This window comes from Neolewinella aquimaris, assembly GCF_014197245.1.
GTDB lineage: Bacteria > Bacteroidota > Bacteroidia > Chitinophagales > Saprospiraceae > Neolewinella > Neolewinella aquimaris.
This window is the reverse complement of sequence record NZ_JACIFF010000002.1, coordinates 200106-226078: the sequence shown is the minus strand read 5'-3', so window position 1 is coordinate 226078 and position 25973 is coordinate 200106. Positions and strand designations below refer to the sequence as shown.

The following is a 25973-nucleotide window of genomic DNA, read 5'->3' as shown; positions in this document are numbered from 1 at the left end:
AATTATAATTGATGACACTACACCCAAAGGTGTCGCCGGAAGGGAATGCCGAAAGACACTCCATGGTTTTATCCGGAATATATTTTACCACTGAGGCAACGCTTATCCCCACCACATCGTTCTTTCCAGCGAATATTCGCTTTTTAACCCATGCCGTTCGGCTGGCTGCCAAATGAACAATATGACAAGCTTTTCTACCGAGGCCAACGTTGCACGTAGCGCTTCCCTGATGCACAACCTCAGTTCCGAACTGCGTCTGCCCGGACACCGGCTCCACGGCTTCACCCGCCTGCGCGAAGACCTGTTCCTCGATACCACCGACATCAAGCTGCTGGTCGCCGGACTGGAGAGCAAACTGGAGTACTACCTCACCGAGGAGGAAGCGGCCCAGATTGAAACGGTCGGCGACCTGCAACACTTTTTTCTGCGTTAGTCCGTCGGAGTTTCCCCGGCCTCCGTACCGCCCCGCTGCATCCGGAAGTCGAACAAGAATCCTTCGTACCGCGAGCGCAGGTACAACTCGCCCTCCTCGAGCGATTCGATCTCGTAGGTCATCGGCACTTCTACGCCTTCCGTCGTGATCTCACCGTCCTGTCGCACGTAAGTGCCCGACTGGGCTTCGTTGGTAAGCAAGTTGGTTTCGAAGGTGCCGTCGGCGTCGAAGACGAAGTACAGCCCCTCCAGCAGATTGGTCTTTACGTTGTCCCGCCGCGCTTCCACCAGGTCCCAGCGGCCCGTGAGCGTAGCCCCTTCGGCAACGGCCGGGGTACCATCCTGGCCACAGGAGAACAAGATCAGAGAAAAGAGCAAAACGGAGACGAGGCGCATGGACAGGGTTAATTGCAATTCCCGAAACGCAACAGATGCGGGAAAGTTAACCCCACTCCCTAATTGCTCGCGCGCCGTAGCCGGTCGTTGATCGCCCGCCCCAGTCCGCGCTCGGGTACCAGTTCCACCGTAGCCGAGCGGTACCCGCCGGCCGCCAGCCGCCGCAGTACGGTGAAGAGGTTGCGGGCCGCCTCCTCCAGGTCTCCGGCGACCGATAAATTATACTCGTGCTGCCCACCCGCGCCGTTGGCATCACCAAAGCGAACCACCGCCCGTTCGGCCGTCCCCGCTTCCGCCGCGACCTCCACTAGGGTAAGGGCGATGCCGGGAGAATAATGACTCACCAGCATCCCCGGAGCCGTAGGCCTGCTGCTGCTGAGGGTGCGTACCTCTACCGATCTGCCGAGTACGGATTCGATGTCCTCCACGGCAGTACCGCCCTTGCGCAGTACGGTCGGTGCCCCTCCGGCGAATCCGACGATGGTGCTTTCGAGGCCCACCCGACACGTGCCACCGTCCAGAATGTAATCGATGCGATCTCCGAGCTGGTCCGCGACGTGGGCCGCCGTGACCGGACTGACGAAGCCAAAGGGATTGGCGCTCGGGGCCGCTACCGGAAAATCGACCCGCTCGAGTACCTCCCGGATCAGGGGGTGGGACGGCACGCGTAGGGCGACGGTATCGAGACCGGCAGTAACGAGGTCCGGCACGGAAGACACCCGGGGCAGCACCAGGGTCAGGGGCCCGGGCCAGAGGGCTTCCGCCAACCGACGGGCTTCGTGCGGAATCTGTTGCGCGTATGCGAGGATCCGCTCGGACGACGACTGATGCAGGATCAGGGGGTCGAAACTGGGCCGGTTCTTGGCCGTAAAGACGCCACTGACGGCCCGGGGATTCAGGGCGTTTCCTCCCAGACCGTAGACGGTCTCGGTGGGCAGGGCTACGAGTTGGCCCATTGCCAACCGCCGGGCTGCTTCTTCCGGGTCCGTTCCGATGATTGCGCGCATACGCAAAAGTATCAGTAATAAAGGGAGTAGCTGATGTACGGGATCGGCCGACCGAAGTAGGATTCTCCGTCGATGACCACGGTCATGACGCCCCAGCTCCACCGGTGCCGGCGGTTGGCAATGGCCACGTTGAGGGAGGGCGCTACGCCGAGCTCCCCCCACCGATTGAGGTAGGCCAGGAGCTCACCGTAAATGTGCGTCCGCTCTCCGACGAGGGTGCCGGCACCGATTCGGTAGTTGGTCACCGAGGAGTTGTCGCTCCCCGATGCATAAAACAGGCCGGCCCCCAGGCTAAAGAATTGTTGGTCGCTGCCCACCGTAAGCAGGGTCGTGACGTCGCCGACCCGGGGGAAGCGGTCGCCTTCGGAGCCGTACTGGGGCGCGAGGATAAGCTCGTTGCTCAGCCCGATGTGCAGCCAATCGTTCAACGATGTCCGGAAGCGCTGATTGAGGAGTATACCCAACGGACCGCCCACCCCGACCCCAAGCTGGAAGTGGCGATCAAGGTTCCATTCGTAGGTGTTGTACAGCAGCATCACCGCTTTGAGGCGCTGTTTGCCCTGGTAGGGTAGGGCGGTCCGTACGTACGTCAGGTCACTTAGTGCTACGCTGGGTGGTTGATCTTCCGGGGTTTGGGCGCTTATGGGACTGAGGCAGAGCAGGCAAAAAAAGAGTAAAGCGTAGGGCATTGGGGAGGTTCTGTAGGAATACAGACGGTAAAGTACCCATATTGCGTTTGCTACTTTCGTCACTCATTTTCCCTTGTCTTGATCGATTCGCCACCGCCCACGCCGTCTACCGAAGTCATCAGCCACCGGCCGAGCCGCCTCTTCGTGTACCTGGCCGGCTTCTTCGTAGCCAATGCCCTGGTGGCCGAGCTCATCGGCGTGAAGATCTTCGCCCTGGAGGACACGCTCGGACTGGATCCCTGGAACTTCAACCTGTTCGGGGAGATCGGGGCTCTGCAGTTCAGTGCCGGGGTACTGCTCTGGCCGGTCGTCTTCGTGATGACGGACCTGTTGAACGAATACTACGGCCAGCGCGGCGTCAAGCTGCTCAGTTACCTCACGGTCGGGCTCATCGGCTACGCCTTCCTCATGATCTTCTTCGCTATTCAGCTCAGTCCGGCCGACTGGTGGGTGGCGGGGGCGCAGGTGCAGGGGGTACCCGACAATCAAGCTGCCTTCCGGGTAACCTTCGGGCAGGGCCTGTTCATCATCGTAGGCTCGCTCCTGGCCTTTTTGATCGCCCAGCTTACCGACGTTATTGTCTTTCACCGCATTCGGCGGCGCACGGGGGAGGACAAGCTCTGGCTGCGGGCGACCGGCTCCACCCTGATCAGCCAGCTGGTAGACAGTTTCGTGGTGCTCTACGTCGCCTTTAAGCTGGGACCCGAACTGTTCGGCGGCGTGACCTCCCCCTGGCCGTGGTCGCGCATCCTGGCCGTTGCGACCGTGCAGTATGTCTTCAAGTTTACGATGGCGATCGGTCTCACCCCGGTCATTTACTGGCTCCACGCCATCATCGATCGTTACCTGGGGGCGGAGGTTTCCGCCGCCATGCGGGCGCGGGCTACGGTTACCTGATTCGCTCCAGGTCTTCGTCCCACAGGCCTACCAGTACGGAACCGCCCTTGCCGTCGAGCCGCAGTCCACAGTACTTTGCCCGGGCGTACTTGTCGCCTTCTCCTTCCTGGAAAAAGTAGCTTTCGGCCCCGACGGACAGCCTTCCGACTTCCCCTGCTCCCGCGCCCCGCCGCCCGAACCTAAGCAGGTGCTCGCCGGATTTCAGCGGATCTCGTTCCGCCTGCAGCCGCACGTAATGTCCCACCCTGTTTTCGTCGACGCTTAGAACGAGATAGCCCCTCCGGGGAGTGGGGTCGGCATCCTGCTCGATGGCATACCGCAGCCGCATGTAGTCTCCCTGCAGCAATGACCTGGGATCCACCGGCACCAACCGCAGCAGCACCAACTCGCCGTCCCGCAGGGTACGCTCCCTGGTCAACACGGAGTACGCTACGAAGGCCAGGGTAGCCAGCAGGCACGCCAGCAGCACGAGTTGCCTAGTTCGATTCACTACGGGTGAATTTACGTTGCAGTAGGGTGTAGAGTGCCAGTAACGCAAGGCCGGAACCCATAAGTACGAACGACTTATCCAGCAAAGTCCACCGTAGGTCGTAGTAATACTGCGCCGTGAAGTACAGCAGCCCGGAGGCCCCAAGTCCGATCCCCACGAAATGGCGATTCCGAAAGCTTGCCAACAACAGCAGTAAACTTCCCAGCAGCAGGGGCAGCAGAGTGAGGGGCAAAATCACCAGACCGGCACCGATGGCCCAGGCCCGTGGAATGCTCCTCCACAACACGATGACCGACAGCAGGTAAAGACTAATCGCCGCCGGCGCCTCAGCGTAATAAGTCTGCGGGAGATCGGCCATCCAGTTCCCCCAGCGGTAAAACAGCAGCACCATAAGCAGTCCGCAGGCAAGCCCGGTACGCACGGCCGGGAAGCTGGGGTGAGTGGACACCCGCGGTTCTAGCAAGTTGAAACTTACTAAGGCAAGGGCAGTGAATACGACTGCCAGATCGACGTAGATGAACGTGGGATTGACCAGGTAGAGGTACAGCAGGCAGGCCGGAAGGGACACTACGGCGAGGAATACCAGAAAATAATTGCGGGTAAAAACTAAGGTAGCCACCGCGATCACCACCACCGGGATCACCAGCTGCTGATCGGTAACCTCCGGCGGCAAACCCACCATGGTGAGCCCCACCCCGACGAGGTAGCCACACACGGTGATCGTAGCCAGAAAGGCTTGGCGAGGATTGCGGCCGAGCAGGATGGTGGCCACCACGAGTACGGCCCCCAGCGCGGAAGCGACCACCGGCCGGTTGATTAGGTCGGCGATCCACAGGAATAGTAAGAACAACAGGCTCGCAAAGAAGCCCCCGATGCCGGAAAGCACCTTCACGGCTACTCCGGTGTTGGCGTCGTCGCTATTTGTGTCTGAGTCCGGCACCCCTTCCTGCGGGGTAGTTCTCCATCCCTCGCTAAGTCGGTTCAGCCGGTTGGCCAGGACGGTCACTCCGGTGAGCACCAGCGTACCGGCCAGCAGGTAGGCGAGTGAGTTGTCGGCCAGCCGGAGCAGTAAGAAGGTGACGGTCAGCAGTACGCTGCCCCCGGTTACGGCCAGGTAATACACGGTGCGCTGCCGCACGGACAGCACTGCCCAGCCGGCATACACCGTCAGTCCCAGCCCCACGGTAAGCCCCAGCCACACCGGATCCTCGTCGAAGCTGCCGGAACTGATGGCTACCGACACGTTCGTAGCCGCCCAGAGGGCCAGTAGTTTCAGTAGCCAACCGAAGGCCGGTCGCCGCCGGCCCCACAACCACACGACCAACCAGAGCAGGGTGTTGAGCACGAAAAGAAGTAGCCCGATCGCCACAAACCCCAGTTCCTCGCTCACCTGTCGAGTATAGGTTACCAGCGTAAGATTAAGAACAACGGCGTAGAGGAGCCACAGGGGAGCGAAGTGGACCAGGGCTACCCAGGGTAGGGCGAATAGCGACCAGGTCAAAAAAAGGTCGAAGCTGTCGGCCCCGGTCTGGTACGCTTGCCCGAGTACGGCAAGTAAGACCCCGATGAGGGCCACCGCCGCGATAAGTATCACCGGTCGTAGGTGTCCCCGCAGGGGTAAGAAAAGACCGGACAGGCCCGTGACGGTAAGTAGACCGGCCGCCGTTCCCAGTTTTACGAAACGGTGCCAGGAAGCCCAGTTAAAGGCAAAGAAAAAAACGATACCGCTCAGCAAAAATGCCGCTCCTGCTCCCAGCAGCAACGTCCGCGCAAAGCGCACCCACTCGCCGGGGCCGGCCGTTGACCGCTTCAAGAAGTAACGGATTGCAGGAAGGCACGCAACCGCCACCAGTAGCCGTCGGCTCCCACTTCGGTGAGGTTGTCGTGTCCGGCCCCCGGTACGATGTAGAGCTCCTTCCGTTCACTGCCCAGGGCGGCGTACAACTGCCGGCCGTTGTCCACGTCGATCTGTCGGTCCATTTCGCCGTGGATGATGAGGGCGGGCTGGTGAACGTCCCGCGCCGCCCGTACGGGTTCCACCTCCCGGTGCCGGAAAATGGCGGTTTTTTCGGCCCGGTCGAGCACGCGGTCGGTCAGCCACCGGGGCAGCGGAATGCCCGCTTTACGCCGGGCGTATACGTGGATGATGTCGCCCAAATGAGTGAAGGTGCTTTCGCTGACGCCAAAGTCGATCGCCTCACTCCGGGCCATGGCCTGCAGGGCAACGGCACCGCCCATGCTGTGCCCGAACACCCCCGTGGGCAGGTCGCCGGCCAGGTACCTAAGGTGATCGACGGCCGTCACCACGTCGCGCCACTCGTGGTACCCGAAGGTGGTGAACTCCCCCCGGCTTTTTCCGTGGGCCCGGGCATCGTAAAGCAGCAGGTTGTAGCCGTAGGGGGCCAACTGGGGCAGGTACTCCAGGTACAATTCCTTGGCGCTGTCCTTGCCGTGGAGGATCACGAGGTTGCCCCGGGCGGGGATGGTGGCGGGGACGTAGTATGCGGCGAGCTCCAGACGGTCCGGGGTGGTCAGCACGACGGACTCGAAGGCAAACCCCAGGTCCTGGGGATCGAGGTTGACTGACCTCCGGAGCGGCCGCACGATCATCTCCGGCAGCCAGCCGTGGTAGGCGACTGCAAGTAAGACCGGGATAATCACGACGAGCCAGTACATGGTCGGCAAGATAGGGTAAGCCGCCCGTCCGTCCGGTGCGTTGGGAATTTCGTCTAACGCATTTGGCGATTAGGGTTGGAGGGCTTTCTTTTCCGTCAAATATCGACTATGCGCGTCTTTCTTTTCCTCACCCTCTGGGTCCTGCTTGTGGCCTCCGCCCCGGCCCAGGAACGCTTCCTGGAGTGGCATTCCGACGTCACTCCGCAACCGGATCGCTCCATCAAAGTAGTCGAAACGATCAAGGTTGCCGCGGAAGGAGACGTCATAAAGCGGGGCATCACCCGTAGCCTGCCCGAACGCGACGACCAGCCGGTGACCGTACAATCCGTCGAACGCGACGGCCGAGAGGAAGCCTTCCACACCCAGTCTAAGAACCGCGAACTCACCATCTACGCGGGACGTAAGGAGGTACTGCTCGATCCGGGAACCTATACCTACCGCATCACCTACCGGATCGAAAACGCGATTGGCCGCGTCGACAGCCTCGACGAACTGGACTTCGAACTCACCGGCCCGGACGTTTCCCTGCCCATCGAACGACTTTCCGCCGGGGTGACGATACCGCCAGCGGCAACCGTGCTTCAGTCGGCCTGCTACACCGGTGCTACCGGCTCAACGCAACGAAACTGCCGCATCGACGACTCCGGCAATCAGCTCCGCTTCACCGCCGATGGCCGCTACGGAAACGGTAAGTCCATGAGCATCGCGGTAGGATTTCAGTCGGGCTACTTTACCGCACCGCTTCCCACCCAGTCGGTCGTCGAACCCCCGCGCAGCTGGCTCGAACGGGAGGGGTCCGTGCTCTTTCTTTTGCTCGGAGCCCTGGCTTACGGCTACTATTTCTATAGCAGCTGGAAACGACACGGCGTCGACCCACCCGCCCCCCGCGTGGGTGCCGTCTATGCCCCGCCGGAAGAGCATTCGCCGGCCGCGATCGGCTACCTGTCCACTGCTTTCGGTACCATTGGTCCGGCCTGCTTTACCGCCTCACTGCTGGACCTGGCCAGGCGGGGTCACCTGTTCATCGAGCCGGTAGAGGAACGAGGCTTTCTGACGACGGAAACCTATTACCGCTTACGCGCGAATCCCGCCGCACCGGCAACCGATCCCTTACCCGCCGAGCAGTCCGCCCTCCTGCAGAGACTCTTTTCCCGCTCCGACGAAGTGACCCTGAAGGAGTCGTACGACAGCCAATTCAAGAAGGTATTGACGGCTCACGATAAAGCGCTGCGGCAGCGGTTGCGGGATTATCACCGGCAGGGAAATAATGCCACCAGGATCCTCCCGCTTGTCGGGATCTTCGCCCTGAGCCTGGTTGCCGCCGTCCCGTTTCTCGGTACCGATGCGACGGGCTTTGCCCTCCCCGCCCTCGTCGTGTTCGCGATCGCCGGCCTCATTGGATTCGTAGCGTACGTGGTGCTTATTCGGCAGCCAAGTCCGGAACAGGTAGCCTTGCGTACGCGAATTGACGCCTTCCGCGAATACTTATCCATGAGCGAAAGCAAGCGGCGTCGGTTGCCCGGTGCACCCACCATGACGCCGGAACACTACGAAGACCTCCTGCCCTACGCCATTGCCCTCGGCATTCACACCAAGTGGACGGAGTACTTCGGTGACCTGCTCAGCGATCGCCAGTACCGGCCGACGTACCTGGTAGGGAATCAGGCATTTGTGGCCGGAGACTTTAGCCGTCGCTTCTCCACCGTCGTCCGCAGTTCCTCCACTCCCGTCCAGTCCTCCTCCAGTGGCGGCGGCGGTTCGGTAGGCGGCGGTTCGGGCGGCGGGGGCGCGGGTGGATGGTAATTTGGCTAAAGCAATGGGATGAGGTGTGAACGATCTACCTTTGCGGGCAAACCGTCAGCCCATGAAACCATCCGACTACATCGCCCTCGAAGACCGCCACGGAGCCCACAACTACCACCCGCTGCCCGTCGTGCTCAGCGAGGGGAGGGGGGTCTACGTTTACGATGTGGCCGGGAAGCAGTACTTCGACTTCCTGAGCGCCTACTCCGCGGTCAACCAGGGACACTGCCACCCGCGCATCGTGGGTGCCATGCACCGCCAGGCTTCCACCCTCACCCTGACCAGTCGCGCCTTCCACAATGACCAGCTCGGACCCTACGAAAAGTACCTCACCGAATACTTCAGTTTCGATAAGGTGCTGCCGATGAACACCGGTGCCGAAGCGGTCGAAACCGCCATCAAGCTCTGCCGCAAGTGGGGCTACGAGGTAAAGGGGATCCCTACGGATCAGGCCCGCATCATCGTGTGCGGACAAAATTTTCACGGCCGGACCACCACCATCATCAGCTTCAGTTCCGACCCCAACGCGAAGGGAAACTTCGGGCCTTACACCCCGGGTTTTGTGAGTATACCCTACGGTGACATTACTGCCCTAAGGGAGGCACTCTCCCACGATCCCGCTACCATCGCCGGGGTACTGGTTGAGCCGATTCAGGGGGAGGCCGGAGTCTTCGTTCCGGAAGACAGCTACATTCCCGAGGTCGCGCGGGCGTGCCGGGAGAACAATGTCCTTTTTGTTGCGGATGAGATTCAAACGGGCATCGGACGCACCGGTGCCCTACTGCGCGTGTGCGGCGACTGCAGCTGTTCCGGACACTGCGAACGGCAGGAAACCTACACCCGGCCGGACGTGCTTATTCTGGGAAAAGCACTGAGTGGCGGCACCTATCCGGTGTCCGCGGTGCTGGCGGATGATGCCGTAATGCACGTCATTAAGCCCGGTCAGCACGGCAGCACCTTTGGCGGTAACCCGGTGGCCTGTGCGGTGGCGCGGGAGGCACTGGAGGTCGTGATCGACGAACGGCTGACGCAGAATGCGCGTCGGCTCGGAAAACTCTTCCGGGAAAAGATGCAAGAGCTCGTAGATGCGCACCCGGAAACCCTGCGGCTCGTGCGCGGTAAGGGCTTGCTGAATGCCCTGGTGATCAACGATTCCGCAAAGGGGGATACCGCCTGGAACCTGTGTCTGTCGCTGGCCGACCGCGGCCTGCTCGCCAAGCCCACCCACGGGAATATCATTCGCTTTGCTCCGCCGCTGGTCATTTCCGAAGCCGAGCTGCTCGAGGCCTGCGCCATCATCGGTCAGTCCGTACTGGAACTGAGTCGGAGAAGGACTACCGTTTAAAGTATTCCAGGACATCGGTGCCGATGTGTTCGCTCCCCGTCAACCTGGCCGATGCCGGAAACTCGGGGGCGAGCAGGCCGTTTCCGAAACGGACCGGACCGGTGAAGCGCCTCGCCTCGTCCCAGTAACCGTACTCTAAAAAAGCGGCCAGGGTGGTAGCACCCCCCTCTACGGTGACGTGTCCGAACTTGAGATCGTGGAGCTTCCGCAGGATTTTTTTGATGGCCTTTTTGTTCAGGTCCTTTTCTTTCATTTCCACGGTTTCCGCCCGCAACTTAGCGGCCTTCCGCCCCGTAAACACCAACGGTCGCTCTCCTCCCGCAGAAAATATTTTTTCCTTGCCGGTCAGTCGGTCGTGCAGGTCGATTACGACGGGCCGGGGGTCGGGGCCCGGGAAGAACCGCGCGTTGAGTTTGGGGTCGTCGTCGATGACGGTGCGGGCGCCTACGATCACGGCATTCGTATCGGTACGCCAACGGTGCACAAGGCGCCGGCTGATGTCGTTCGTGATCCAGTACTTCCGGCTGCGGTCCTTGGGGCGGAGGTATCCATCCGCCGAGCGGGCAAATTTGAGTAACACAAAGGGGCGTTGCTCCGTAGTGTAGATGAGCCGGTTGATGTTCGTCGCTTCGGTGGGCAGAAAGTCAGGGTATTCCTTTACCCTCACCTTGGCCTCCCGCAGGATGGCCGCGCTTCTTCCCGATACTTCGTCGGTCGTGTCCCGTTGGGGAAAAACCACTTTGCGAATCTGTTCCTTTAGGATAAGTCCGGTACAGGCCGGCGTACGGCCCTTGATGCAACAGGGTTCCAGGCTTACGAAGAGGGTGGACTTCGGGATCAGTTCCCGGTCTTCCTTACTTACCGAAGCCAGGCAATTTACTTCGGCGTGGGCCTCCCCGGCCCGGTGGTGATACCCCTCCCCGATAATCCTGCCCTGGTGTACGAGCACGGCCCCCACCCGGGGATTGTCGCAGACCGATGAATCGGCCAGTTGTGCCAGTTGCGCCGTTCGGGCGAGCATGTCGATATTCTTCACATTCTATCGTTTTCGGTGGGGGGCGAGCGAATAACTATTCAAAATGTCTCAAATGACAGAAAGTACCCCAAATTATGCGGGCAGTTGTGTATATTTGGATTGACTTGTGAGGAATTAGAACACCATTTATTTTTTACCTGGTCACCCGACTTAGGTAAGTAAACACCTACAACCTATGAACCACTACATCAAACTAAAGAATGCGGAGGAGCAGGCCGTCGTCGATGCCCACGTCTTCCAGGACCTAAGCCAGGACCAGCACCTTTGCGACCTCGACTTTTTCAGTAATCTACGGCTCCACTCTTCGGGCTGCGTCGTTTTCCAGAAATCATTCCGGTGCGATGATAAGGAAGGTTACCGGACTGAGACCATTTACCTCCACAAATTGATCGCCGAGCGGTACCTCGCCCACACCAGAATGGGAGAACGTAAACTGGTAGGCTGCATCAACGGCAACAAGCTCGACTGCCGGTTGGAGAACCTCGAATACCGCAGTCGCTCCGTCGCCAGCCGGAAGCGCCGTTCTTCCAGCAAGGTTGGATACACCGGCGTGTACAAGGAAAACAACCGCTACCGGGCCGTCATCTCCGTAAATCGGCGCAGTGTGCACATAGGTATGTTCCCGACGGCGGAGGAAGCCGCCCTGGCCTACAACCAGAAGTCGTTGGAACTATACGGCCGTCTGGGAAAGATCAATAAAGTGATTCCCCGGAGCAATTCAAGCGATGGCACGCGTGATCTCCCGTTTGCCGATCGGGCCAGGTAGTGCTTCCACCGCAAACCCCGCCTTCCGCAGGTTTCGTTTGAACTGTCCCTTGGCGCAGTAGGTAAGCAGCCTGCCGCCCGGCCGCAGCAGTGCGTGACACTGCCGCATGGCCGCCACGGTCCAGAGCTCCGGCTGATTCTCGGGGGCGAAGGCATCATAGAAAATAAGGTCCGCAGGCTCAGCGTACAGCGGGTCTTGCTTGGAAAGGGCCAAAAAATCCTGTCGGCGCTTCCACAGGTCGAAATTCGGGTCGAGCCGTCGCGGCGAATCCCACGGCGTACGGTGAAGTTGTTGAAACAAGGCTGGTGGCAACCGGAGCAGATCGGGGTAATTGAGGGCAACCGCCTGCTTCACCTCAATCGGATACAGCTCGAAGGTCGCGTAGTGGAAGCACGTAGACGGGAACTCCTGCGCGATTTGCCGGACGAGCAGCGCGTTGAGGCCACTACCGAAGCCCATCTCAATGATACGGAGCGTGGGGGGTAAATCTTCTTCCAACAGGGGAAGGAGACCGGCCTCGATAAAGATGTGTCGGCTTTCCTGAATGGCTCCGTGGGTGCTGTGGTAACTTACGCCGAAGCGGGAACAGCGTAGGCTGTGGCTGCCATCGTCGGTCACAAACGGAGAGGCCCCGTCCACGTCAGGCTGTTTGCCGCAACTCGTCGACCCGTATATCCAGGTGACTGGCGTGGTGGATGCACTTACCGTCTTTGATCAGCAGGATTTGGGGAGACTCGTGGTCGATACCGAATTCAGCTGCAACGTAGTTGCTCACGTTGCGGTGCCGCAGTAGGTCGAGGTAGTAGGCGTCCAGCGTTCCGTGGTCCATATCCCACTGTTTCTCCAGGCGGTTCTTGGCCAGGCTACTGATGGGGCAGGAGGTGCTGTGTTTAAAGATGAGGCAGGGCAATTGACGGCTGCGTTCGATAATGGCCTCAATATCGTGCAGGCTCTCTATAGTAATCCAATTCATGGTGGGGCTATTTCAGGGTCCCGGCAATAACCGGTACAAACCTACCCATAAATCGGTCGGATCGCTACGGCAGCAGAGACAGTAGCGGAGAAACAAGCTCCCCGAGCGAAAGGTTGGTGGGACAACCGAAGCCGCGGTTGCAGGAGCTCAGGAAAAGGAGGATTGCAGTGGCGAGAACCGGAATACTGCGCTTAATAACTTTCATAGTTTGCAACTGAGAGGAACGGCTTGTACTTTTGCCGGTCAAATATAAACCCGAGATGCCCAGAAAAATTGCCCTACGTGACGCCCTTCGCGAAGCGATGATCGAAGAAATGCGGCGCGACGACACCGTTTTCCTATTGGGAGAGGAAGTCGCCCAGTACAATGGTGCCTATAAGGTGAGCAAGGGCATGTTGGATGAATTCGGACCTATGCGCGTGGTCGACACCCCCATCGCGGAATTGGGATTTGCCGGAATCGGGGTAGGGGCCGCCATGAACGGCCTCAAGCCCATCGTAGAATTCATGACCTGGAACTTCGCCGTCCTGGCCTTCGACCAGATCATCAACAACGCCGCCAAGACCCTGAGCCAGTCGGCCGGACAGTACAGCTGCCCCATCGTGTTCCGCGGGCCCTCCGGATCGGCCGGTCAGCTGGCCCAACAGCACAGCCAGAGCTTCGAAAGCTGGATGGCCAATACGCCCGGACTCAAGGTCATCTCCTGCACCGACCCCGCCGACGCCAAGGGACTGCTTAAGAGCGCCATCCGCGATCCGGACCCCGTCTGCTTCATGGAATCGGAACTCCTCTACGGCTACGAAGGTGAAGTGCCGGAAGGCGAGTACCTCGTGGAGATCGGTAAGGCTGCCGTACGCCGTGAGGGAACGGACGTCACCCTGGTGAGCTACAACAAAATGATGCTCCCCACCATGGAAGCCGCCGAGTTGCTGGAAAAGGAAGGAATTTCCGCCGAGGTCATCGACCTGCGCACCATCCGTCCGCTCGACCGCAAGACCATCATCGAATCGGTAAAGAAGACCAACCGCTGCGTCGTGATCGACGAGAGCTGGCCCTTCGCCGGGGTCTCCGCGGAGATCGCCTACGAAATTCAGAAATCGGCCTTCGACTACCTCGACGCCCCCGTGATCCGGGTAAACTCGGCCGACGTGAACCTCGGCTACGCCGCCAGCTTCGTGGAGGAGTTCCTACCCAACGCCGAAAAGATCGTCCGTGCGGTAAAGGAAGTTTCCTACGCCAAGTAAGAGGGCAATCACCGGACAGAATCGTACTCCACCGGACCGGATAGTTTTGCAAATACGATCTGCCACAGGTGATTGCGGTGGCTGCGGAAACCGGCCGCGGCGGTAAGGAGCCAGTACCGCCACATTCGGTAAAACCGCTCGTCGTAGGCCGCAAGCTCGTGCCTGCGCCGGTGGAAGTTCTCGTACCAGGCCATCAGGGTCCGATCGTAGTAGTGCCCGAAATTGTGCCAATCCTTAATGGTTAATATCCCCTCCGCCGCCTGCGCAATTTGGACGGCGCTCGGCAGTACGCCCCCCGGGAAGATGTATTTCTCCGTCCAGGGATCGGTGGTAGCACGACTGACGTTGCTTCCAATCGTGTGCAGGAGAAAGAGCCCCTCGTTGCGCAAACAACGCTCAGCCACCCGCATGTAGGTGCGGTAATTCTTGGGACCGACGTGCTCGAACATCCCTACGGAAACAATCCGATCGAAGGATTCGTCCACATCCCGGTAATCCTGGAACCTGAATTCCGTGTCGAGGTGGCCGTAGCGCTGGCGGGCGAAGTCGAGCTGTTCGCGGGAAATGGTGATTCCGACCACGGAGGCCCCGTATTTTTCCGCGGCGTACCCCGCGAAACTGCCCCAGCCGCATCCGATGTCGAGAACGCGCATGCCTGCTTTCAGTCCGATCTTGCGACAGATGAGGTCCAGTTTGGCCTCCTGGGCTTCGTCCAGTGTCCGGGCGTCTTTCCAGTAGGCGCAGGTGTAGGTCATCCGGCGGTCGAGCATCCGACTGTATAGGTCGTTGCCGATGTCGTAGTGCTGCTTGCCTACCCGGAGTGATTTTGCCCTACGCTGTTGATTGACGAGTTTGGCCCGTAGTACGGGAATGATCATTTTCACGGGACGCAATTGTTTGCCAAAATCCACCCGCAGCAGGCGCGTGATCAGCTCGTCGAGCGCCTCACAGTCCCAGTCTCCATCCATGTAACTTTCCCCGACCCCGAGAACACCCTCGGCCATTACCCGGTCGTAAAAACGGTCGCGGTGCACCTGGGGATCGTAGGGTTTGCTGCCGTTGATGGAAATGTCAAACGGTTCGAGTAGTTCGGTGAGGGTCTGTTTAGCGGTTCTCATAGCGGTGCGCAGACTGGTGAGGCGTTAGTGCATGATCGGGGGCAGCAGGTGAATTTCGTAACAGAAACTTACTGATTTACCGGGAAACTACCGTGACGAAGCCCTGGATCATTTCCCGAAAGGACCGTACACCGCCCGCCGAAAATCGTGGTGGAGCCCGATCTGGTCGTAGGGGAACAGCTGCACGAAGAGCACCGCCGTCAGTTCATTGGCCGGATCGACCCAGAAGAGGGTGCTGGCCGCGCCGTCCCAGAAAAATTCACCCACGGTACCCGGGTTTTCTTCCGGTGTTTCAGCCGGCCGCAACCGAACCGCGAAGTCGATTCCGAAACCGACCTGCCCCTTGCTGGGAAGCCAGAGGCGCTCCGTGATCTCGTTGCTCAGGTGGTTGGTGCGCATCAGGTCGACGGTGCGCGGCTGTAGGATGGTCGCCCCGTTCAGGCTCCCATCGCTGACCAGCATCCGGGCGAAGGTCATGTAATCGTCCAGGGTAGACGTAAGTCCGAAACCGCCCGGCGTCAGGGGCCACCGGTTGACGTTGAATTCGTGTGCGTCGTCGTTGGGCCGCTGGGTCAGGACGCCCTCGTCCGAGCGGTTGTAGGCCGCCGACATCCTACTGCGGTCGCCAATGGGGACGAAGTAGCGGGTGTCGTCCATGCCGAGGGGATCGAGGACGTGCTCGCGGACATACTCATCGAACGGCTGGCCGGAAAGCCGCTCCACCAGCAGGGCCTGTACGTCGACCGAGAGGCCGTAGTGCCACCGGGTACCGGGCTGGAACAACAGGGGCAGGCTGCCGAGCTTTTCTCCCATTTCGGTCAGGGTATTCTCGTAGTCGCGCACGTTGGCCGACTCATACGCCTGCTGAAGCCCGGGCGTATCTCCACCGTTGTAGAAGCCGGCGGTATGGCGGGTGATGTCGCGGATGGTGACCGGGCGGTGCGGTTTTACTGTCTGCATCGACCCGTTGTTGGTGCCGCGGTAGACGACCGCGCCGGCAAACTCGGGTAGGTGATCGCCTAACGGGTCGTCGAGTTTGAATTTGCCCCGTTCGTACAGTTGCATAAGCGCGACGCCGGTGATGGGCTTGGTCATGGAGTAGATCTGCACGATGGTGTTTCGCTGCATGGAGGTCCCCGCTTCCCGGTCGGCATCGCCGAACGCGCCGAAGTACACCTCCTCCCCCTTTTCGTAGACTAGCGCGGAAATGCCCGCTACGTCCCCCCGATTCACGAAGCCGCGGAGGGTGGTGTCGATACGGCTTACGACGTTCTGGTCGACGACCGGTTGCCGGGGCCAGGAATTTTCCGCGAGGGCCAGCGTCCGTTCGATTCCCAGCCGCGGCGGAAGACTTTCCCCCTCGTATTCAATTCCCAGGAAGCCCTCGTAACCTGCGCCACGAATGATGTCGAAGAGCACATCGTAGTCCATGCTCGTTTCCCGGCCGCGCTCGTCGAAGTTAAAGGCCTTGACGCTGACGCCACCGGCGTACGGCATGAGCTCGAGCAGGCCCTGGTACCGGTCGTAACGCCGCGTGCAGGTCCCGCCCCATAGTTGCCCGTTGTCCCGCTCGATGCACCAGTTGTCGAAGTCGGCCACGGCACCGACGGTGTACTCCCCAAGGCGACCCAGCAGTGCGGCGAGCCATTCGCCATCGTTGCTGATGCCCCCGTGATTTTCGACGAGGATGCGAATGCCGTAAGCACCGGCTGCTTCGGCCAGTCGTCCGATGCCGTCCACACTAGCTTCCATGATGGCATCCGGAGTTCCGTCGCCGTGGGCGTTGACCCGGACTGCGGGAATATCGAGGTGGTCGGCGGCCCTCACCCAGGCGAGGTGCTGCGCGATGGCCGAGTCGCGTTCCGCCGGATCGGAAGCACCGAGGTTACCGGCACGATCGACCAGCAGCATCGTAAGCTCTACCCCCGCAGCATCCGCGGTGGCGGCGAGGCTGTCGAGAAAGGCCGTGTTGCCGGACTGGTCGAGAAAGAACTGATTGACCAGTTCAACACCCGCGAACCCCATTTCCCCGGCCGTCCGGACGAAGTCGTAGTTGTCCATCTCGCCGGCGAAGAGTGCCGCGTGGAAGGACCACTGTCCGAGCGAATATTTCGGGCCACCGGTTGCTGCCGGCGCATTGGTTCCGGGCGGCTCGGTAGCGGCACAGGACGATAGAAAGAGCAGGAGAATAAGGTAGCGGGCCATCGAACGTAATTTAGGGAAAGATAGCTTGCTATCGGATCCGACCCTAAACTTCCTTCGCTGCCCGAAATACCCCTACTGCAGCCGGTTCTCAAGCAGGAGCACATCCGTATCGCTGTCCCGCCAACGACGCTCCACCGTATCGGGCACCGACGACGGATTGAGGGTAAAGGACCCCAGAACGATGTCATCGTCGCCATCCCGGTCGTAGTCATTCGCTTCCAGGATAAGCCATCTTCCGTTCAGCGCCAACGGGGTCGTACGGTGGGTAAACGTAGGGGAGTCAGGGTTACCCTCATTTTCGAGGTACACAAAAGATGCTCCGGGGTGCCCGCGGAAGTCGGCGAAGTTGCTGGCTACGGCCACGTCGGTATCGCCGTCGTGGTCGAAATCGCGCGCTACCAGTCGGGTCGCACCGGGCAGGGGGAGAAAGTAAGCTTCGCTGAACCGATTGCGTCCGTCGTTGGTGTAAATCCGCAAGCCGTGGTAGGGCTTCAGGATGTTGCTGTAGTCCGCATTGTCGCCGTGGGCAGTCAGGATGTCGAGGTCACCGTCGCCGTCGAAATCAAGCAGTTCGAACCAGCTCGTTCCCCACACCGGGGAAAAGCGCAGCAGCGACTCCCGCTCGAATTGCCCGTTCTCCTGCTGGTACAGGACGTCGATGCCCTCGTCGCCCTGGGCGTGGAGGAAGACCAGGTCCCGGCGCCCGTCGGCATTCAGGTCTTCCGCTACCACTCTGGTGCTTCCCGCTACACCGGACAGGCGGCTGCGTCGGTAGGCACCGGAGGGCATCCGCTCCAGCAGCGTAAGGGCCCCGGTGAAATTACCGTACTCGCACACGATGATTTCTTCGTCCCCATCATCGTCCAGGTCAACGGCCAGAAAGTAGACCGGCCGGTGCAGGCTATCGGCGATCACTGTTTGACCATCGGCATGTAATAAGGATAGCTTGCCGTTGCTTGCCTCGGTGGGGTAAATGTTGCCGATGGTCAGCAGCATCGTCCCCGCCGCAGTTGGTTGTCGGTGAACAACCGGCGCCCGGGAAGTGGAAATGATGGAAATTTCATCGTGCATCCACGCGCTGGAGTTCCCGTAGCCGTCGCCGATCACCAGACCGTTTTCTTCCCGCCCGAGGTAGGTCACCAGGGAACCCAATTTACCTTCCGCAGAAATGGAATGTGGGGTAAAGCCGGGTAGATCGTCCAGGTCCGGAAGCGACGGTGCGCGGAGGCTATCCGGTGCCTGATCGAGGATGTAGGCACTAAGACGTTCCCAGTCTGCCTGGCTGATGGTAGGCGTCTCCGGATAAATCCCGTGGTCTCTGGCCAGTTGATACTCCGTTTCCCCCAACTTGGTGGCCGGGTCGTAGGTCATGGACTTGATCCCCATCCGCGCGCCCATTTCCGGAAGAATGTTGTGCTCCCAAACTTCTTTGGGCAGGGATGCGGGAGCAGGCGCTAAATGGCAAGAGCTGCAGTGCTCGGCCAAGAGCGCCCGGGGAGTGGGTTCCGCGCCGCAGCGTAGCAGCAGTAGCGCTCCGGCAAGAAAAATGAGGGAAAGGGCCAGTTTGCGCATGCGGGTAAGTAAAAGAACGCCAAGGTACTCAGCTACGGCTAGTACACTGATTCCCCTAACCCCCTCCGGTAACCGGGGCGTCATCACGACGAATTTATCGGCACCGATCCTGGTACCTCACTGCACCTGCGACCCCGCCCGTATGCTTACTTTGGCGGCCATGGATTCAATCAAGGTCATTGCTTTCGACGCCGACGATACCCTCTGGGTGAACGAACCTTTCTTTCGGGAAGCGGAGGACGCGTTCTGCGGACTGCTCGAGGAATACCTGCCGGTACACAGCACCACCCGGGAACTCTTTGCCGTGGAAATGCGCAACCTCCCCCTGTACGGCTACGGCATCAAGGCCTTTACGCTGAGCATGATCGAAACGCTAGGACGGGTGACGGACGGCAGGGCCCACTTCAAACTGGTGGAACGCACCCTGGCCATCGGACGCGACATGCTTGAAAAGCCCGTGGAAGTACTCGACGGCGTGGAAGATACGCTGCGGCAACTGGCCCGGAGCCACCGCCTCGTGCTGGCCACAAAGGGCGACCTGCTGGACCAGGAGCGGAAGCTGGAGAAGTCGGGCCTGGCCCGCTACTTCCACCACATCGAGGTGATGAGCGACAAGCGGGAGGTCAACTACCGGAAGCTCATTGCCCACCTCGACTGCTCCCCCGAGCAATTTATGATGGTTGGCAACTCCGTCAAATCGGACGTAATTCCCGTACTGGAGCTGGGTGGCTACGCCGTGCACGTGCCCTTCCACACGACCTGGATCCACGAGGAAGCTACTTACGAGCTCGCTAATCCGAAGTTCCTGCGTGCCGAAAAACTTACCGAACTGCTGAATCATTTGTCATGAAACGACTCGATCTGGACCACTGGCCGCGGCGGGAACACTTCCACTTTTTCCGCCAATTTTCCGAGCCCTTCTTCGGAGTGACGGTGCGGATCGACTGCACCGAAGCCTACCGGTACTGCGAGCGTAGCGGGGAATCCTTCTTCCTGCACTACCTGCATAAGTGCCTGGCCGCGGTGAACGGAGTAGAGGCCTTCCGGTACCGGGTGGAGGGCGATCAGGTGGTCGTGCACGACGTGATCCATGCTTCAGCGACCATCGGTCGGGAAGACGGGAGCTTCGGGTTCTCCTACATCCTTTTTCACCCCGATGTGCAGCAGTTCGTTACGGGAGCCCGGGCCGAAATCGGCCGCGTACGGGAGACGCGTGGATTGGATGTCGGGGTCGCGGGTGCAGACGTAATTCACTTTAGCGCAGTTCCCTGGCTGGACTTCACGGGACTGAGTCACGCCCGTCACCACGGTAGGCCCGACAGTTGTCCGAAGATCAGCGTGGGTAAGATGACCGAGCGCGACGGTCGGCTGAGGATGCCGGTGTCCATTCACGGCCACCACGGGCTAATGGACGGCCGGGAGGTCGGGCAGTTTGTCGACCTGTTTCAGGAATTGATGCTTACTTCCGGCCCTGCTTCACGAGAAAGCGAAACAGAAAATAGCACAGCGCCAGGAAGGTGACGACCGGAACGATGAAGAGGATGGCCGAGGCGAGATCTTTTCCTGGCGGCATGGTAGAAGGGGGGTTGGTCCGTCGGCCGTAGCTTTGGGAAGTATGAAGGCTCTTATAATCGGTTTGCTGATGTTTTGGTTGTGGCCGGTGGCCGGGCAGCGGACGTACGATATTCACGAGTTGCAGGCACTGTCGCCCGCCACCTTCCGGCTTGCTTTTCACTTCGTCGGACTGGAGGATGGCCGCAACTTTACCGGTGATCCCGATGATCCGGTCCTGGCCGCCCACGGCAATAATGAGAAATTGCGGGCCGATGTGCTGATGCGCTACCTGCTTAATGAGATGAACTTTCGCTTCCGCACGGCCCTGCTCGACTTTGCTCCCTCGCGGGATGCCCGCATTCGCTTTGCCCTGGTAAACGGGGCGGAAGAACCCCTGCGTAGCGCCTTTTTTTACCGTCACGGTGAGCGGGTGCGAACGCTCGACGACGCCATGAACATCATCTTCACCCGTTATCCCGGGCCGGGGAAGGCTCCCGACGCTTCCGTGCCGGGGGTCGGCAGCAATCGCATACACGTGTACAACCGGCTGCCGGGTTTTCTGAAGGGGAGCCACGACACCTGGACCATCGCCCGCATCATCAACCACGAACTCGGACACACCCAGGGCCTGGACCACACCTTCAATTGCAACAATCCCTGCGCCGGCATCGACCTTGAACCCGAAGACGAATGTTTCGGAGCGTGCACCACCAACAACAACGGCAGCGCCGCGGGCACCAATTGCTACGGCGGCTCCGGCCGGGACCTGATGATGGGCTACGGTAGCCAGCTACACCTGACCGTCTGCGAAACGGAGCAGCTGTGGAACTATATGCTGCGGCATCCCCGGCCGTGGGTGGAGTTGCCGTTCGTGGGTGCGCCCGCGCCGTGGTAGGTTACCTTCGCTCCCGCGCCCCGCCGCCCAACCCCTCACGATGCCCCCTTCCCGAATTGATGTTGCCATTATTGGTGCCGGCCTGTCCGGTCTGACGCTGGCTTACCGCCTTAGGAACAGCGGACAGTCCGTGCTGGTACTCGAAGCAAGGGATCGAATCGGCGGAAGGATAGAGACACTGTACGGACCCGGCACCGCCCCGCTCGAAATGGGTGCCACCTGGCTGGGTCGAAAGCACACGGCGCTTTGGGACTTGCTTAAAGAAATTGGCCTGGAGGTTTTCCCCCAGCGGCAGGGGGAGTATGCGGTTTACGAGGCGGACCATCGACGGCCGGCCCAGTTGGTTCGCCTGCCGCCAAATCCGGAGCCGAGCTTCCGGATCCGCGGTGGAAGCGGTGCGCTGATCGAGGCGCTCGCGGAAGCAGTCGGTCCCGATCGAATAAGATTAAATCAACCCGTACGTAAACTAACGAATACGCCGGATGGGGTAGTGATAGCGACCGATACCCAAAGTTACCTAGCCGGAACGGTCGTCCTGACCCTGCCGCCGGAACTGCTGGTGCGCACCCTGGAATTCGACCCGCCCCTGCCGGAAGATGTTTGCCGGCTTACGGTGCGTACCGATACCTGGATGGGGCAGTCGATTAAGTTTGCCTTAACCTACGCACGGCCGTTCTGGCGCGAGGAGGGGACCAGTGGCACGTTTTTCAGCAACATGGGGCCGGTAGTAGAGATGTACGACCACGGTGACGCGGCGGATGCTTACTATGCCCTTAAGGGGTTCGTGGATCCGGAATTGCATGCGCTGTCCGGGCCCGCGCGTCAGGAAGCCGTGTTGACGCAGTTGGAAAAAGCCTATGGCGCTTCCGTGAGGAATTTTGCCTCCTACGTGGACCGAACGTGGCGAGGGGAGAAGAATACTTCTTCCCCCCTCGCGGATCGCTTGGTTCCCCACCAAAATCAGGGGCATCCGGCCTACCGACTTCCGTACTGGAACGGGCGGCTGCTTATGGCGGGGACGGAGACGGCCGCTGAATTCGCGGGATATATGGAGGGCGCTGTCCGGAGTGCGGAACGGGTCGCCCAGATTATCAGAAGCGCAGGCTCGCCGAGGCCGTGAGGATGGTACCCAGCTGGCTGAAGTGGTAACCGTCGTAGGTCATTTGGGAGTAGCGCTGGTTGAAGGTGATCAGGTTGGACTGATTTCGCAGGGCGGCAGCATCGTTCAGCAGGGCATCTCCGGCGGCGCTCTCCGATTTGAAGTTCCACTCGGGCAGTACGTTGAAGATGTTGTTGGCATTGAACTGGAGGGTAAACTTCTCGGTAGCCCGGTAGAACAGGCTCAGGTCGGTCACCACCTTGGTTTCGAACTCGGTATAGAGGCCGGTCGCCAGTCCCTGCTGGCGGAACTCGGTCGGACCGAAGAGGGTGTTGTTGACGCTTACGCCGAACTTCTCCCAGTCGTAATCGAGACCGAGGATGGCCTTGTACTTCGGGCGCGAGGTAAAGAAGAGGGCTTCCTGGGTGGGGTTAGCGACCGACTGTCCGGCTCCGGCTACGATCTCGGGGTTCTTGACCGCGCCGATGCGCTCGTTCTGGAGGGTGTAGTTGCCCGACAGGTTGACCACCAGGCTGCGGTCGTTGAAGCGGAGTCCGCGGTAGTTGGCGACGAAGTCGATGCCGGAGGTGCGGGTATCCAGTCCGTTCACAAAAAAGCTCAGGTCGGAGAGGTTGTTGTCGGCCAGCAGCTCGTCGAGCTGGGTATTGCCGGCCTCGGTCGATCCGATCTCCGTGGAGAGGATGATCCGATCCTCCACCTTGATGTTGTAGTAGTCAAGGGTGATACTCAGGTCAGAATTGGGGCGCAACCCTACGCCGACGGTGAAGTTGGTCGATTTTTCCGGCTCCAGTGCGGGAAGTCCGAGCAGGCGCGCCTCGCGGCTCACGTTACTGACCAGACCACCGACCTGGATGCCCTGTCCGGGTACGAAACTGTACTGTGCCTTCTGAGTGTAGATCTGGTGCAGGGTAGGGGCCTTGAAGCCGGTAGAGAAGGATCCGCGGAGGGTCACCTTGTCCTCGGCGAACTTGTAGCGCGAGCTCACTTTGTAGACGAAGGCATTACCGAAGTCGCTGTAGTTTTCCAGACGAACCGTGGCGTTGACCAGGAAGTCGTCGGTAAAGTCGAAGGCCGCATCGGCGTAGCCACCGAAATTGAAGCGGTTGAAGTTGCCCGAGTTGCGGGGGTCGTTGCCGGCGAAGGAGTCGGCGCCGCCGTCTTCGTAGGAAGCCAGTTCACCCTCGATTACCGTGAAGTTTTCGTTGCGGAATTCGGAACCGAAGGCGATACCGACCTTATCGGAAAGCCGGCGGGTGACGTCGATGTTTCCCACGTTATGGGTGAAGCGCGTTCCACCCGGGTCGAAGGTAATGGGGCTGTTCTCCCGGTACTTGAAGGTGCTGTCGGGGTTCAGCGTCATGTTGCGGTTGTGGGAGTTGGAGACGGTGTAAGTTTGCTCGTTGCCGCCTGTGGTGAAACTTACGTCGGCGATCCAGCCGTCCTTTTCGGTGAGGAAGCCGATCGTGCCGTTGTAGTCGTTGAGGTTGCCCTCGAAGGTGGGTACGTAGCCGATGTATTCCCCGTTGGGGCCGTTGGGGAAAAAATCCGCCAGGTAGGGGAAGTCGGCCAGCGTGCGCCAGTAGGGGGTCCGGTAGTTGGCGAAGCTGTTGACCTTCTTGTAAACGTAGGCGGCATTGCCGTAGAATTTCGTGTTATCGGAGACGTCGCTGCCGAAGTTGACCACGAATTTCGAGGCCGTCGTTTCCGGGGAGCCGTTGATGTTGCCTGCGTCCGGGTAGCGGTTGAGGAACGACTGTACGTCTTCGATGCTGGCGCCAAAGTCACCCGCTTCTCCCGCCGCGTCTACGGTTCCGGGGCGGTTGGCCTGGCTGATTTTGGATAGGTCGATGGTATAGTTGATGAATCCGCTTTCGCCGATTGCGGTGCCGTTGTTGAGGGCGATGCCTAGTTGCTCGCCGTCGCCTTCGGTGGTGATGCCGGTGCGGAGGGTAACGGTACCGTCCTCGGCATTATCCTTCAGTACGATGTTCATTACACCCGCAATTGCATCGGAGCCGTACTGGGCCGAGGCGCCGTCGCGCAGGATCTCCACCCGCTTGATCGCATCGGTGGGGATGGCCGAAATGTCGGAGCCCGTTTCACCGCGTCCCGGTGAGGTTTGGGTGTAGAGCAGGGAGCTCATGTTCTTGCGCTTGCCGTTGATCAGGATCAGCGTGCGGCTGGGTCCCATATTGCGGATCTCGTAGGGATCGAGCAGGGAAGTTGCGTCGTTGACCGGGGTCTGCACGGTATTGAATGAGGGGACCCGGTACTGCAGGGCCTTGTCGAAGGTTGCCTGGCCGGTGCTGGTGAGGTCTTCCGATTTAAACACGTCTACCGGCAGGGGAGAGGTGGTGGAGGAGCGGGGGGCGGTGCGGGATCCCACTACTACGAGTTCCTCCAGGTTAGTGGCTCCGCCTTCCAGGACTACGTTCCAGGTAACGGTTTGTCCGGTGGTCAAGGTAAACTCCCGGGTTTGGGACGTGTAGCCGATGTAGCTTGCCGTTAGGGTGTAGGTGCCGGCGGCGCGCAGGTCCAGTGAGTAGGTACCGTCGATGTCCGTCACCGTGCCCGTAGCCCCTGCGGAGATCGTTGCGCCGATGATGGGTTCACCGGCATCGGTCACCGTACCGCTTACGGTTTGAGCAGCAACGCCGAGCGATCCGAGCAGGAGAGCTACGGAAAGTAGTTGGGATAGTTTCACAGAGATTGAGTTGAGAAAGTGTAAAGGTCAAAATAACTAGTTGCAGAGTTCAACCGCAATAGAATTTACGAAGGCTACAAGGTAGGAAGGAAAAAGTAAATTCTGCGAATTTTCGCTAGAGGAGGGGGTGTTTGGTGGGTCTTCAGCTTTAGGTGGGGAGTGGGGTGGGGAATAGCACTGGGGGAGGCGTGTGTGTTAGATTAGAAGGGTGCGGCAGTGGGGTTTCTTCAACACGGATCGACTTCGTCGGGACACGGATTCGCTGCGCTTGAGCACGGATTTTCGCGGATCTTATGGGTAGCTGAAGGGGGATTGGTGGTAGTTTTTACCACGGATCGACTTCGTCGGGACACGGATTCGCTGCGCTTGGGCACGGATTTCCGCGGATGTAGTGGGTGGTTGGAAGGTGAATGGTGGTAGTTTTACCACGGATCGACTTCGTCGGGACGCGGATTCGCTGCGCTTGGGCACGGATTTTCGCGGATTGACTGATGGTAACCTGGAAGGTTAAGGCTCTTTAAGCCGACTCTTTGTTGCCCGTGTTCCAGGGTCGCCCTGAAAGGGCTTGACCTTGGAGGTTCTCCTACGAGTTAGTACACACTAAGGATGAGGCTTTCCAAGCCGACCCTGTGTTGCCCGTGTTTCAGGGTCGCCCTACAAGGGCTCGACCTTGGAGGTTCTCCTTCGAGTTAGTACGCACCAAGGTTGAGGCTTTCCAAGCCGACCGTGTGATGCCCGTGTTTCAGGGTCGCCCTGAGAGGGCTCGACCTTGGAGGTTGTCCTACGAGTTAGTACGCACCAAGGTTGAGGCTTTCCAAGCCGACCCCGTGCTGCCTGTGTTCCAGGGTCGCCCTGGAAGGGCTCAACCTTGGAGGTTCTCCTTCGAGTTAGTGCGCACTAAGGCTGAGGCTTTCCAAGCCGACCCTGTGTTGCCCGCGTTTCAGGGTCGCCCTAAAAGGGCTCAACCTTGGAGGTTCTCCTTCGAGTTAGTGCGCACTAAGGCTGAGGCTTTCCAAGCCGACCCTGTGTTGCCCGCGTTTCAGGGTCGCCC

The 25973-nt window shown here is 60.0% G+C and carries 24 protein-coding genes; 10 read left to right on the top strand and 14 right to left on the bottom strand.

The annotated features are described in order from the left end of the window. Positions 1 to 181: 181 nt before the first annotated feature. Positions 182 to 433, top strand: a complete 252-nt coding sequence (locus GGR28_RS05525) for an acyl carrier protein (RefSeq protein ID WP_183494746.1) — start codon at positions 182 to 184, stop codon at positions 431 to 433. On the opposite strand, the gene GGR28_RS05520 is transcribed toward GGR28_RS05525, so the two are convergent. The 3 genes from GGR28_RS05520 to GGR28_RS05510 are packed head-to-tail and all read right to left on the bottom strand — an operon-like array spanning position 430 to position 2524. After that, positions 430 to 828: a hypothetical protein gene (locus GGR28_RS05520; protein WP_183494745.1), complete on the bottom strand. Its 399-nt coding sequence runs from the start codon at positions 826 to 828 to the stop codon at positions 430 to 432. The two genes, GGR28_RS05525 and GGR28_RS05520, sit on opposite strands and share 4 nt — an antisense overlap. A gap of 59 nt (positions 829 to 887) precedes the next feature. Next, positions 888 to 1835 carry an L-threonylcarbamoyladenylate synthase gene (locus GGR28_RS05515; RefSeq protein ID WP_183494744.1) on the bottom strand — a complete coding sequence of 316 codons (948 nt, stop codon included), beginning with the start codon at positions 1833 to 1835 and terminating at the stop codon, positions 888 to 890. A gap of 11 nt (positions 1836 to 1846) precedes the next feature. Beyond that, positions 1847 to 2524, bottom strand: a complete 678-nt coding sequence (locus tag GGR28_RS05510) for a hypothetical protein (RefSeq protein WP_183494743.1) — start codon at positions 2522 to 2524, stop codon at positions 1847 to 1849. Between the two features lie 78 nt (positions 2525 to 2602). Between GGR28_RS05510 and GGR28_RS05505 the strand changes: the two genes are divergently transcribed. Then, entirely contained in the window at positions 2603 to 3421 is an 819-nt protein-coding gene (locus GGR28_RS05505; RefSeq protein WP_221233808.1) for a queuosine precursor transporter, read from the top strand. Here the strand turns inward: GGR28_RS05505 and GGR28_RS05500 are convergent. From GGR28_RS05500 to GGR28_RS05490, 3 genes are read right to left on the bottom strand one after another with little or no spacing between them, the layout of a single operon-like run. Beyond that, on the bottom strand, positions 3414 to 3911 hold the full coding sequence (locus GGR28_RS05500) for a GDYXXLXY domain-containing protein (protein WP_183494742.1): 498 nt from the start codon (positions 3909 to 3911) through the stop codon (positions 3414 to 3416). The genes GGR28_RS05505 and GGR28_RS05500 overlap by 8 nt on opposite strands. Then, on the bottom strand, positions 3898 to 5724 hold the full coding sequence (locus GGR28_RS05495; protein WP_183494741.1) for a DUF2157 domain-containing protein: 1827 nt from the start codon (positions 5722 to 5724) through the stop codon (positions 3898 to 3900). Before GGR28_RS05495 ends, GGR28_RS05500 begins: the two co-directional genes overlap by 14 nt. After that, complete coding sequence (locus GGR28_RS05490; RefSeq protein ID WP_183494740.1) at positions 5721 to 6587, bottom strand: alpha/beta hydrolase; 867 nt, start codon at positions 6585 to 6587, stop codon at positions 5721 to 5723. Before GGR28_RS05490 ends, GGR28_RS05495 begins: the two co-directional genes overlap by 4 nt. A 108-nt stretch (positions 6588 to 6695) precedes the next feature. Here GGR28_RS05490 and GGR28_RS05485 point away from each other — a divergent pair, with 108 nt between their 5' ends. Together GGR28_RS05485 and rocD are read left to right on the top strand one after the other, a co-directional pair. Further along, the gene (locus tag GGR28_RS05485; protein WP_183494739.1) at positions 6696 to 8390 is read left to right on the top strand and encodes a DUF2207 domain-containing protein; all 1695 of its coding nucleotides are present in this window, start codon (positions 6696 to 6698) and stop codon (positions 8388 to 8390) included. A gap of 61 nt (positions 8391 to 8451) precedes the next feature. Beyond that, complete coding sequence (gene rocD / locus GGR28_RS05480) at positions 8452 to 9735, top strand: ornithine--oxo-acid transaminase (protein WP_183494738.1); 1284 nt, start codon at positions 8452 to 8454, stop codon at positions 9733 to 9735. On the opposite strand, the gene ribD is transcribed toward rocD, so the two are convergent. Beyond that, positions 9725 to 10771: a bifunctional diaminohydroxyphosphoribosylaminopyrimidine deaminase/5-amino-6-(5-phosphoribosylamino)uracil reductase RibD gene (ribD, locus tag GGR28_RS05475; RefSeq protein ID WP_183494737.1), complete on the bottom strand. Its 1047-nt coding sequence runs from the start codon at positions 10769 to 10771 to the stop codon at positions 9725 to 9727. The two genes, rocD and ribD, sit on opposite strands and share 11 nt — an antisense overlap. A gap of 175 nt (positions 10772 to 10946) precedes the next feature. Between ribD and GGR28_RS05470 the strand changes: the two genes are divergently transcribed. Then, complete coding sequence (locus GGR28_RS05470) at positions 10947 to 11537, top strand: AP2/ERF family transcription factor (RefSeq protein ID WP_183494736.1); 591 nt, start codon at positions 10947 to 10949, stop codon at positions 11535 to 11537. Here GGR28_RS05470 and mnmD read toward each other — a convergent pair. The 3 genes from mnmD to GGR28_RS05455 all read right to left on the bottom strand — a co-directional run bounded on the left by mnmD (position 11490) and on the right by GGR28_RS05455 (position 12715). After that, on the bottom strand, positions 11490 to 12176 hold the full coding sequence (gene mnmD / locus GGR28_RS05465) for a tRNA (5-methylaminomethyl-2-thiouridine)(34)-methyltransferase MnmD (protein WP_183494735.1): 687 nt from the start codon (positions 12174 to 12176) through the stop codon (positions 11490 to 11492). The two genes, GGR28_RS05470 and mnmD, sit on opposite strands and share 48 nt — an antisense overlap. A 1-nt stretch (position 12177) precedes the next feature. Next, positions 12178 to 12510 carry a bacillithiol system redox-active protein YtxJ gene (gene ytxJ, locus GGR28_RS05460; protein ID WP_183494734.1) on the bottom strand — a complete coding sequence of 111 codons (333 nt, stop codon included), beginning with the start codon at positions 12508 to 12510 and terminating at the stop codon, positions 12178 to 12180. A 64-nt stretch (positions 12511 to 12574) separates the two neighbouring features. Next, on the bottom strand, positions 12575 to 12715 hold the full coding sequence (locus GGR28_RS05455; RefSeq protein ID WP_183494733.1) for a hypothetical protein: 141 nt from the start codon (positions 12713 to 12715) through the stop codon (positions 12575 to 12577). A gap of 55 nt (positions 12716 to 12770) precedes the next feature. On the opposite strand from GGR28_RS05455, the gene GGR28_RS05450 reads away from it, so the two are divergent. Continuing rightward, positions 12771 to 13754, top strand: a complete 984-nt coding sequence (locus GGR28_RS05450; protein ID WP_183494732.1) for a pyruvate dehydrogenase complex E1 component subunit beta — start codon at positions 12771 to 12773, stop codon at positions 13752 to 13754. Between the two features lie 8 nt (positions 13755 to 13762). On the opposite strand, the gene cfa is transcribed toward GGR28_RS05450, so the two are convergent. The 3 genes from cfa to GGR28_RS05435 all read right to left on the bottom strand — a co-directional run bounded on the left by cfa (position 13763) and on the right by GGR28_RS05435 (position 18733). Then, complete coding sequence (gene cfa, locus GGR28_RS05445) at positions 13763 to 14872, bottom strand: cyclopropane fatty acyl phospholipid synthase (protein WP_183494731.1); 1110 nt, start codon at positions 14870 to 14872, stop codon at positions 13763 to 13765. A 108-nt stretch (positions 14873 to 14980) separates the two neighbouring features. Then, entirely contained in the window at positions 14981 to 17077 is a 2097-nt protein-coding gene (locus tag GGR28_RS19005) for a serine hydrolase (RefSeq protein WP_183494730.1), read from the bottom strand. Positions 17078 to 17149: 72 nt separating this feature from the next. Continuing rightward, positions 17150 to 18733: an FG-GAP repeat domain-containing protein gene (locus GGR28_RS05435; RefSeq protein ID WP_183494729.1), complete on the bottom strand. Its 1584-nt coding sequence runs from the start codon at positions 18731 to 18733 to the stop codon at positions 17150 to 17152. Between the two features lie 76 nt (positions 18734 to 18809). Between GGR28_RS05435 and GGR28_RS05430 the strand changes: the two genes are divergently transcribed. From GGR28_RS05430 to GGR28_RS05415, 4 genes are all read left to right on the top strand, one after another. After that, positions 18810 to 19499 carry an HAD family hydrolase gene (locus tag GGR28_RS05430; protein ID WP_183494728.1) on the top strand — a complete coding sequence of 230 codons (690 nt, stop codon included), beginning with the start codon at positions 18810 to 18812 and terminating at the stop codon, positions 19497 to 19499. Continuing rightward, entirely contained in the window at positions 19496 to 20170 is a 675-nt protein-coding gene (locus GGR28_RS05425; RefSeq protein WP_183494727.1) for a chloramphenicol acetyltransferase, read from the top strand. Before GGR28_RS05430 ends, GGR28_RS05425 begins: the two co-directional genes overlap by 4 nt. A gap of 94 nt (positions 20171 to 20264) precedes the next feature. Next, positions 20265 to 21098 (top strand): zinc metalloprotease, encoded by an 834-nt coding sequence (locus tag GGR28_RS05420; RefSeq protein ID WP_183494726.1) that lies wholly within the window; start codon positions 20265 to 20267, stop codon positions 21096 to 21098. Between the two features lie 40 nt (positions 21099 to 21138). Further along, entirely contained in the window at positions 21139 to 22218 is a 1080-nt protein-coding gene (locus GGR28_RS05415; RefSeq protein ID WP_183494725.1) for a flavin monoamine oxidase family protein, read from the top strand. Here the strand turns inward: GGR28_RS05415 and GGR28_RS05410 are convergent. Continuing rightward, on the bottom strand, positions 22190 to 24922 hold the full coding sequence (locus tag GGR28_RS05410) for a TonB-dependent receptor (protein ID WP_183494724.1): 2733 nt from the start codon (positions 24920 to 24922) through the stop codon (positions 22190 to 22192). The two genes, GGR28_RS05415 and GGR28_RS05410, sit on opposite strands and share 29 nt — an antisense overlap. Positions 24923 to 25973: the final 1051 nt, after the last annotated feature.

What these genes read in the sequence shown, in the direction of transcription:
- GGR28_RS05525 (WP_183494746.1), top strand. Translation starts at nt 182, where the DNA reads ATGACAAGCTTTTCTACCGAGGCCAACGTTGCACGTAGCGCTTCCCTG.
- GGR28_RS05520 (WP_183494745.1), bottom strand. Translation starts at nt 828, where the DNA reads ATGCGCCTCGTCTCCGTTTTGCTCTTTTCTCTGATCTTGTTCTCCTGT.
- GGR28_RS05515 (WP_183494744.1), bottom strand. Translation starts at nt 1,835, where the DNA reads ATGCGCGCAATCATCGGAACGGACCCGGAAGAAGCAGCCCGGCGGTTG.
- GGR28_RS05510 (WP_183494743.1), bottom strand. Translation starts at nt 2,524, where the DNA reads ATGCCCTACGCTTTACTCTTTTTTTGCCTGCTCTGCCTCAGTCCCATA.
- GGR28_RS05490 (WP_183494740.1), bottom strand. Translation starts at nt 6,587, where the DNA reads ATGTACTGGCTCGTCGTGATTATCCCGGTCTTACTTGCAGTCGCCTAC.
- GGR28_RS05485 (WP_183494739.1), top strand. Translation starts at nt 6,696, where the DNA reads ATGCGCGTCTTTCTTTTCCTCACCCTCTGGGTCCTGCTTGTGGCCTCC.
- rocD (WP_183494738.1), top strand. Translation starts at nt 8,452, where the DNA reads ATGAAACCATCCGACTACATCGCCCTCGAAGACCGCCACGGAGCCCAC.
- GGR28_RS05470 (WP_183494736.1), top strand. Translation starts at nt 10,947, where the DNA reads ATGAACCACTACATCAAACTAAAGAATGCGGAGGAGCAGGCCGTCGTC.
- ytxJ (WP_183494734.1), bottom strand. Translation starts at nt 12,510, where the DNA reads ATGAATTGGATTACTATAGAGAGCCTGCACGATATTGAGGCCATTATC.
- GGR28_RS05455 (WP_183494733.1), bottom strand. Translation starts at nt 12,715, where the DNA reads ATGAAAGTTATTAAGCGCAGTATTCCGGTTCTCGCCACTGCAATCCTC.
- GGR28_RS05450 (WP_183494732.1), top strand. Translation starts at nt 12,771, where the DNA reads ATGCCCAGAAAAATTGCCCTACGTGACGCCCTTCGCGAAGCGATGATC.
- cfa (WP_183494731.1), bottom strand. Translation starts at nt 14,872, where the DNA reads ATGAGAACCGCTAAACAGACCCTCACCGAACTACTCGAACCGTTTGAC.
- GGR28_RS19005 (WP_183494730.1), bottom strand. Translation starts at nt 17,077, where the DNA reads ATGGCCCGCTACCTTATTCTCCTGCTCTTTCTATCGTCCTGTGCCGCT.
- GGR28_RS05435 (WP_183494729.1), bottom strand. Translation starts at nt 18,733, where the DNA reads ATGACGCCCCGGTTACCGGAGGGGGTTAGGGGAATCAGTGTACTAGCC.
- GGR28_RS05430 (WP_183494728.1), top strand. Translation starts at nt 18,810, where the DNA reads ATGGATTCAATCAAGGTCATTGCTTTCGACGCCGACGATACCCTCTGG.
- GGR28_RS05425 (WP_183494727.1), top strand. Translation starts at nt 19,496, where the DNA reads ATGAAACGACTCGATCTGGACCACTGGCCGCGGCGGGAACACTTCCAC.
- GGR28_RS05420 (WP_183494726.1), top strand. Translation starts at nt 20,265, where the DNA reads ATGAAGGCTCTTATAATCGGTTTGCTGATGTTTTGGTTGTGGCCGGTG.
- GGR28_RS05415 (WP_183494725.1), top strand. Translation starts at nt 21,139, where the DNA reads ATGCCCCCTTCCCGAATTGATGTTGCCATTATTGGTGCCGGCCTGTCC.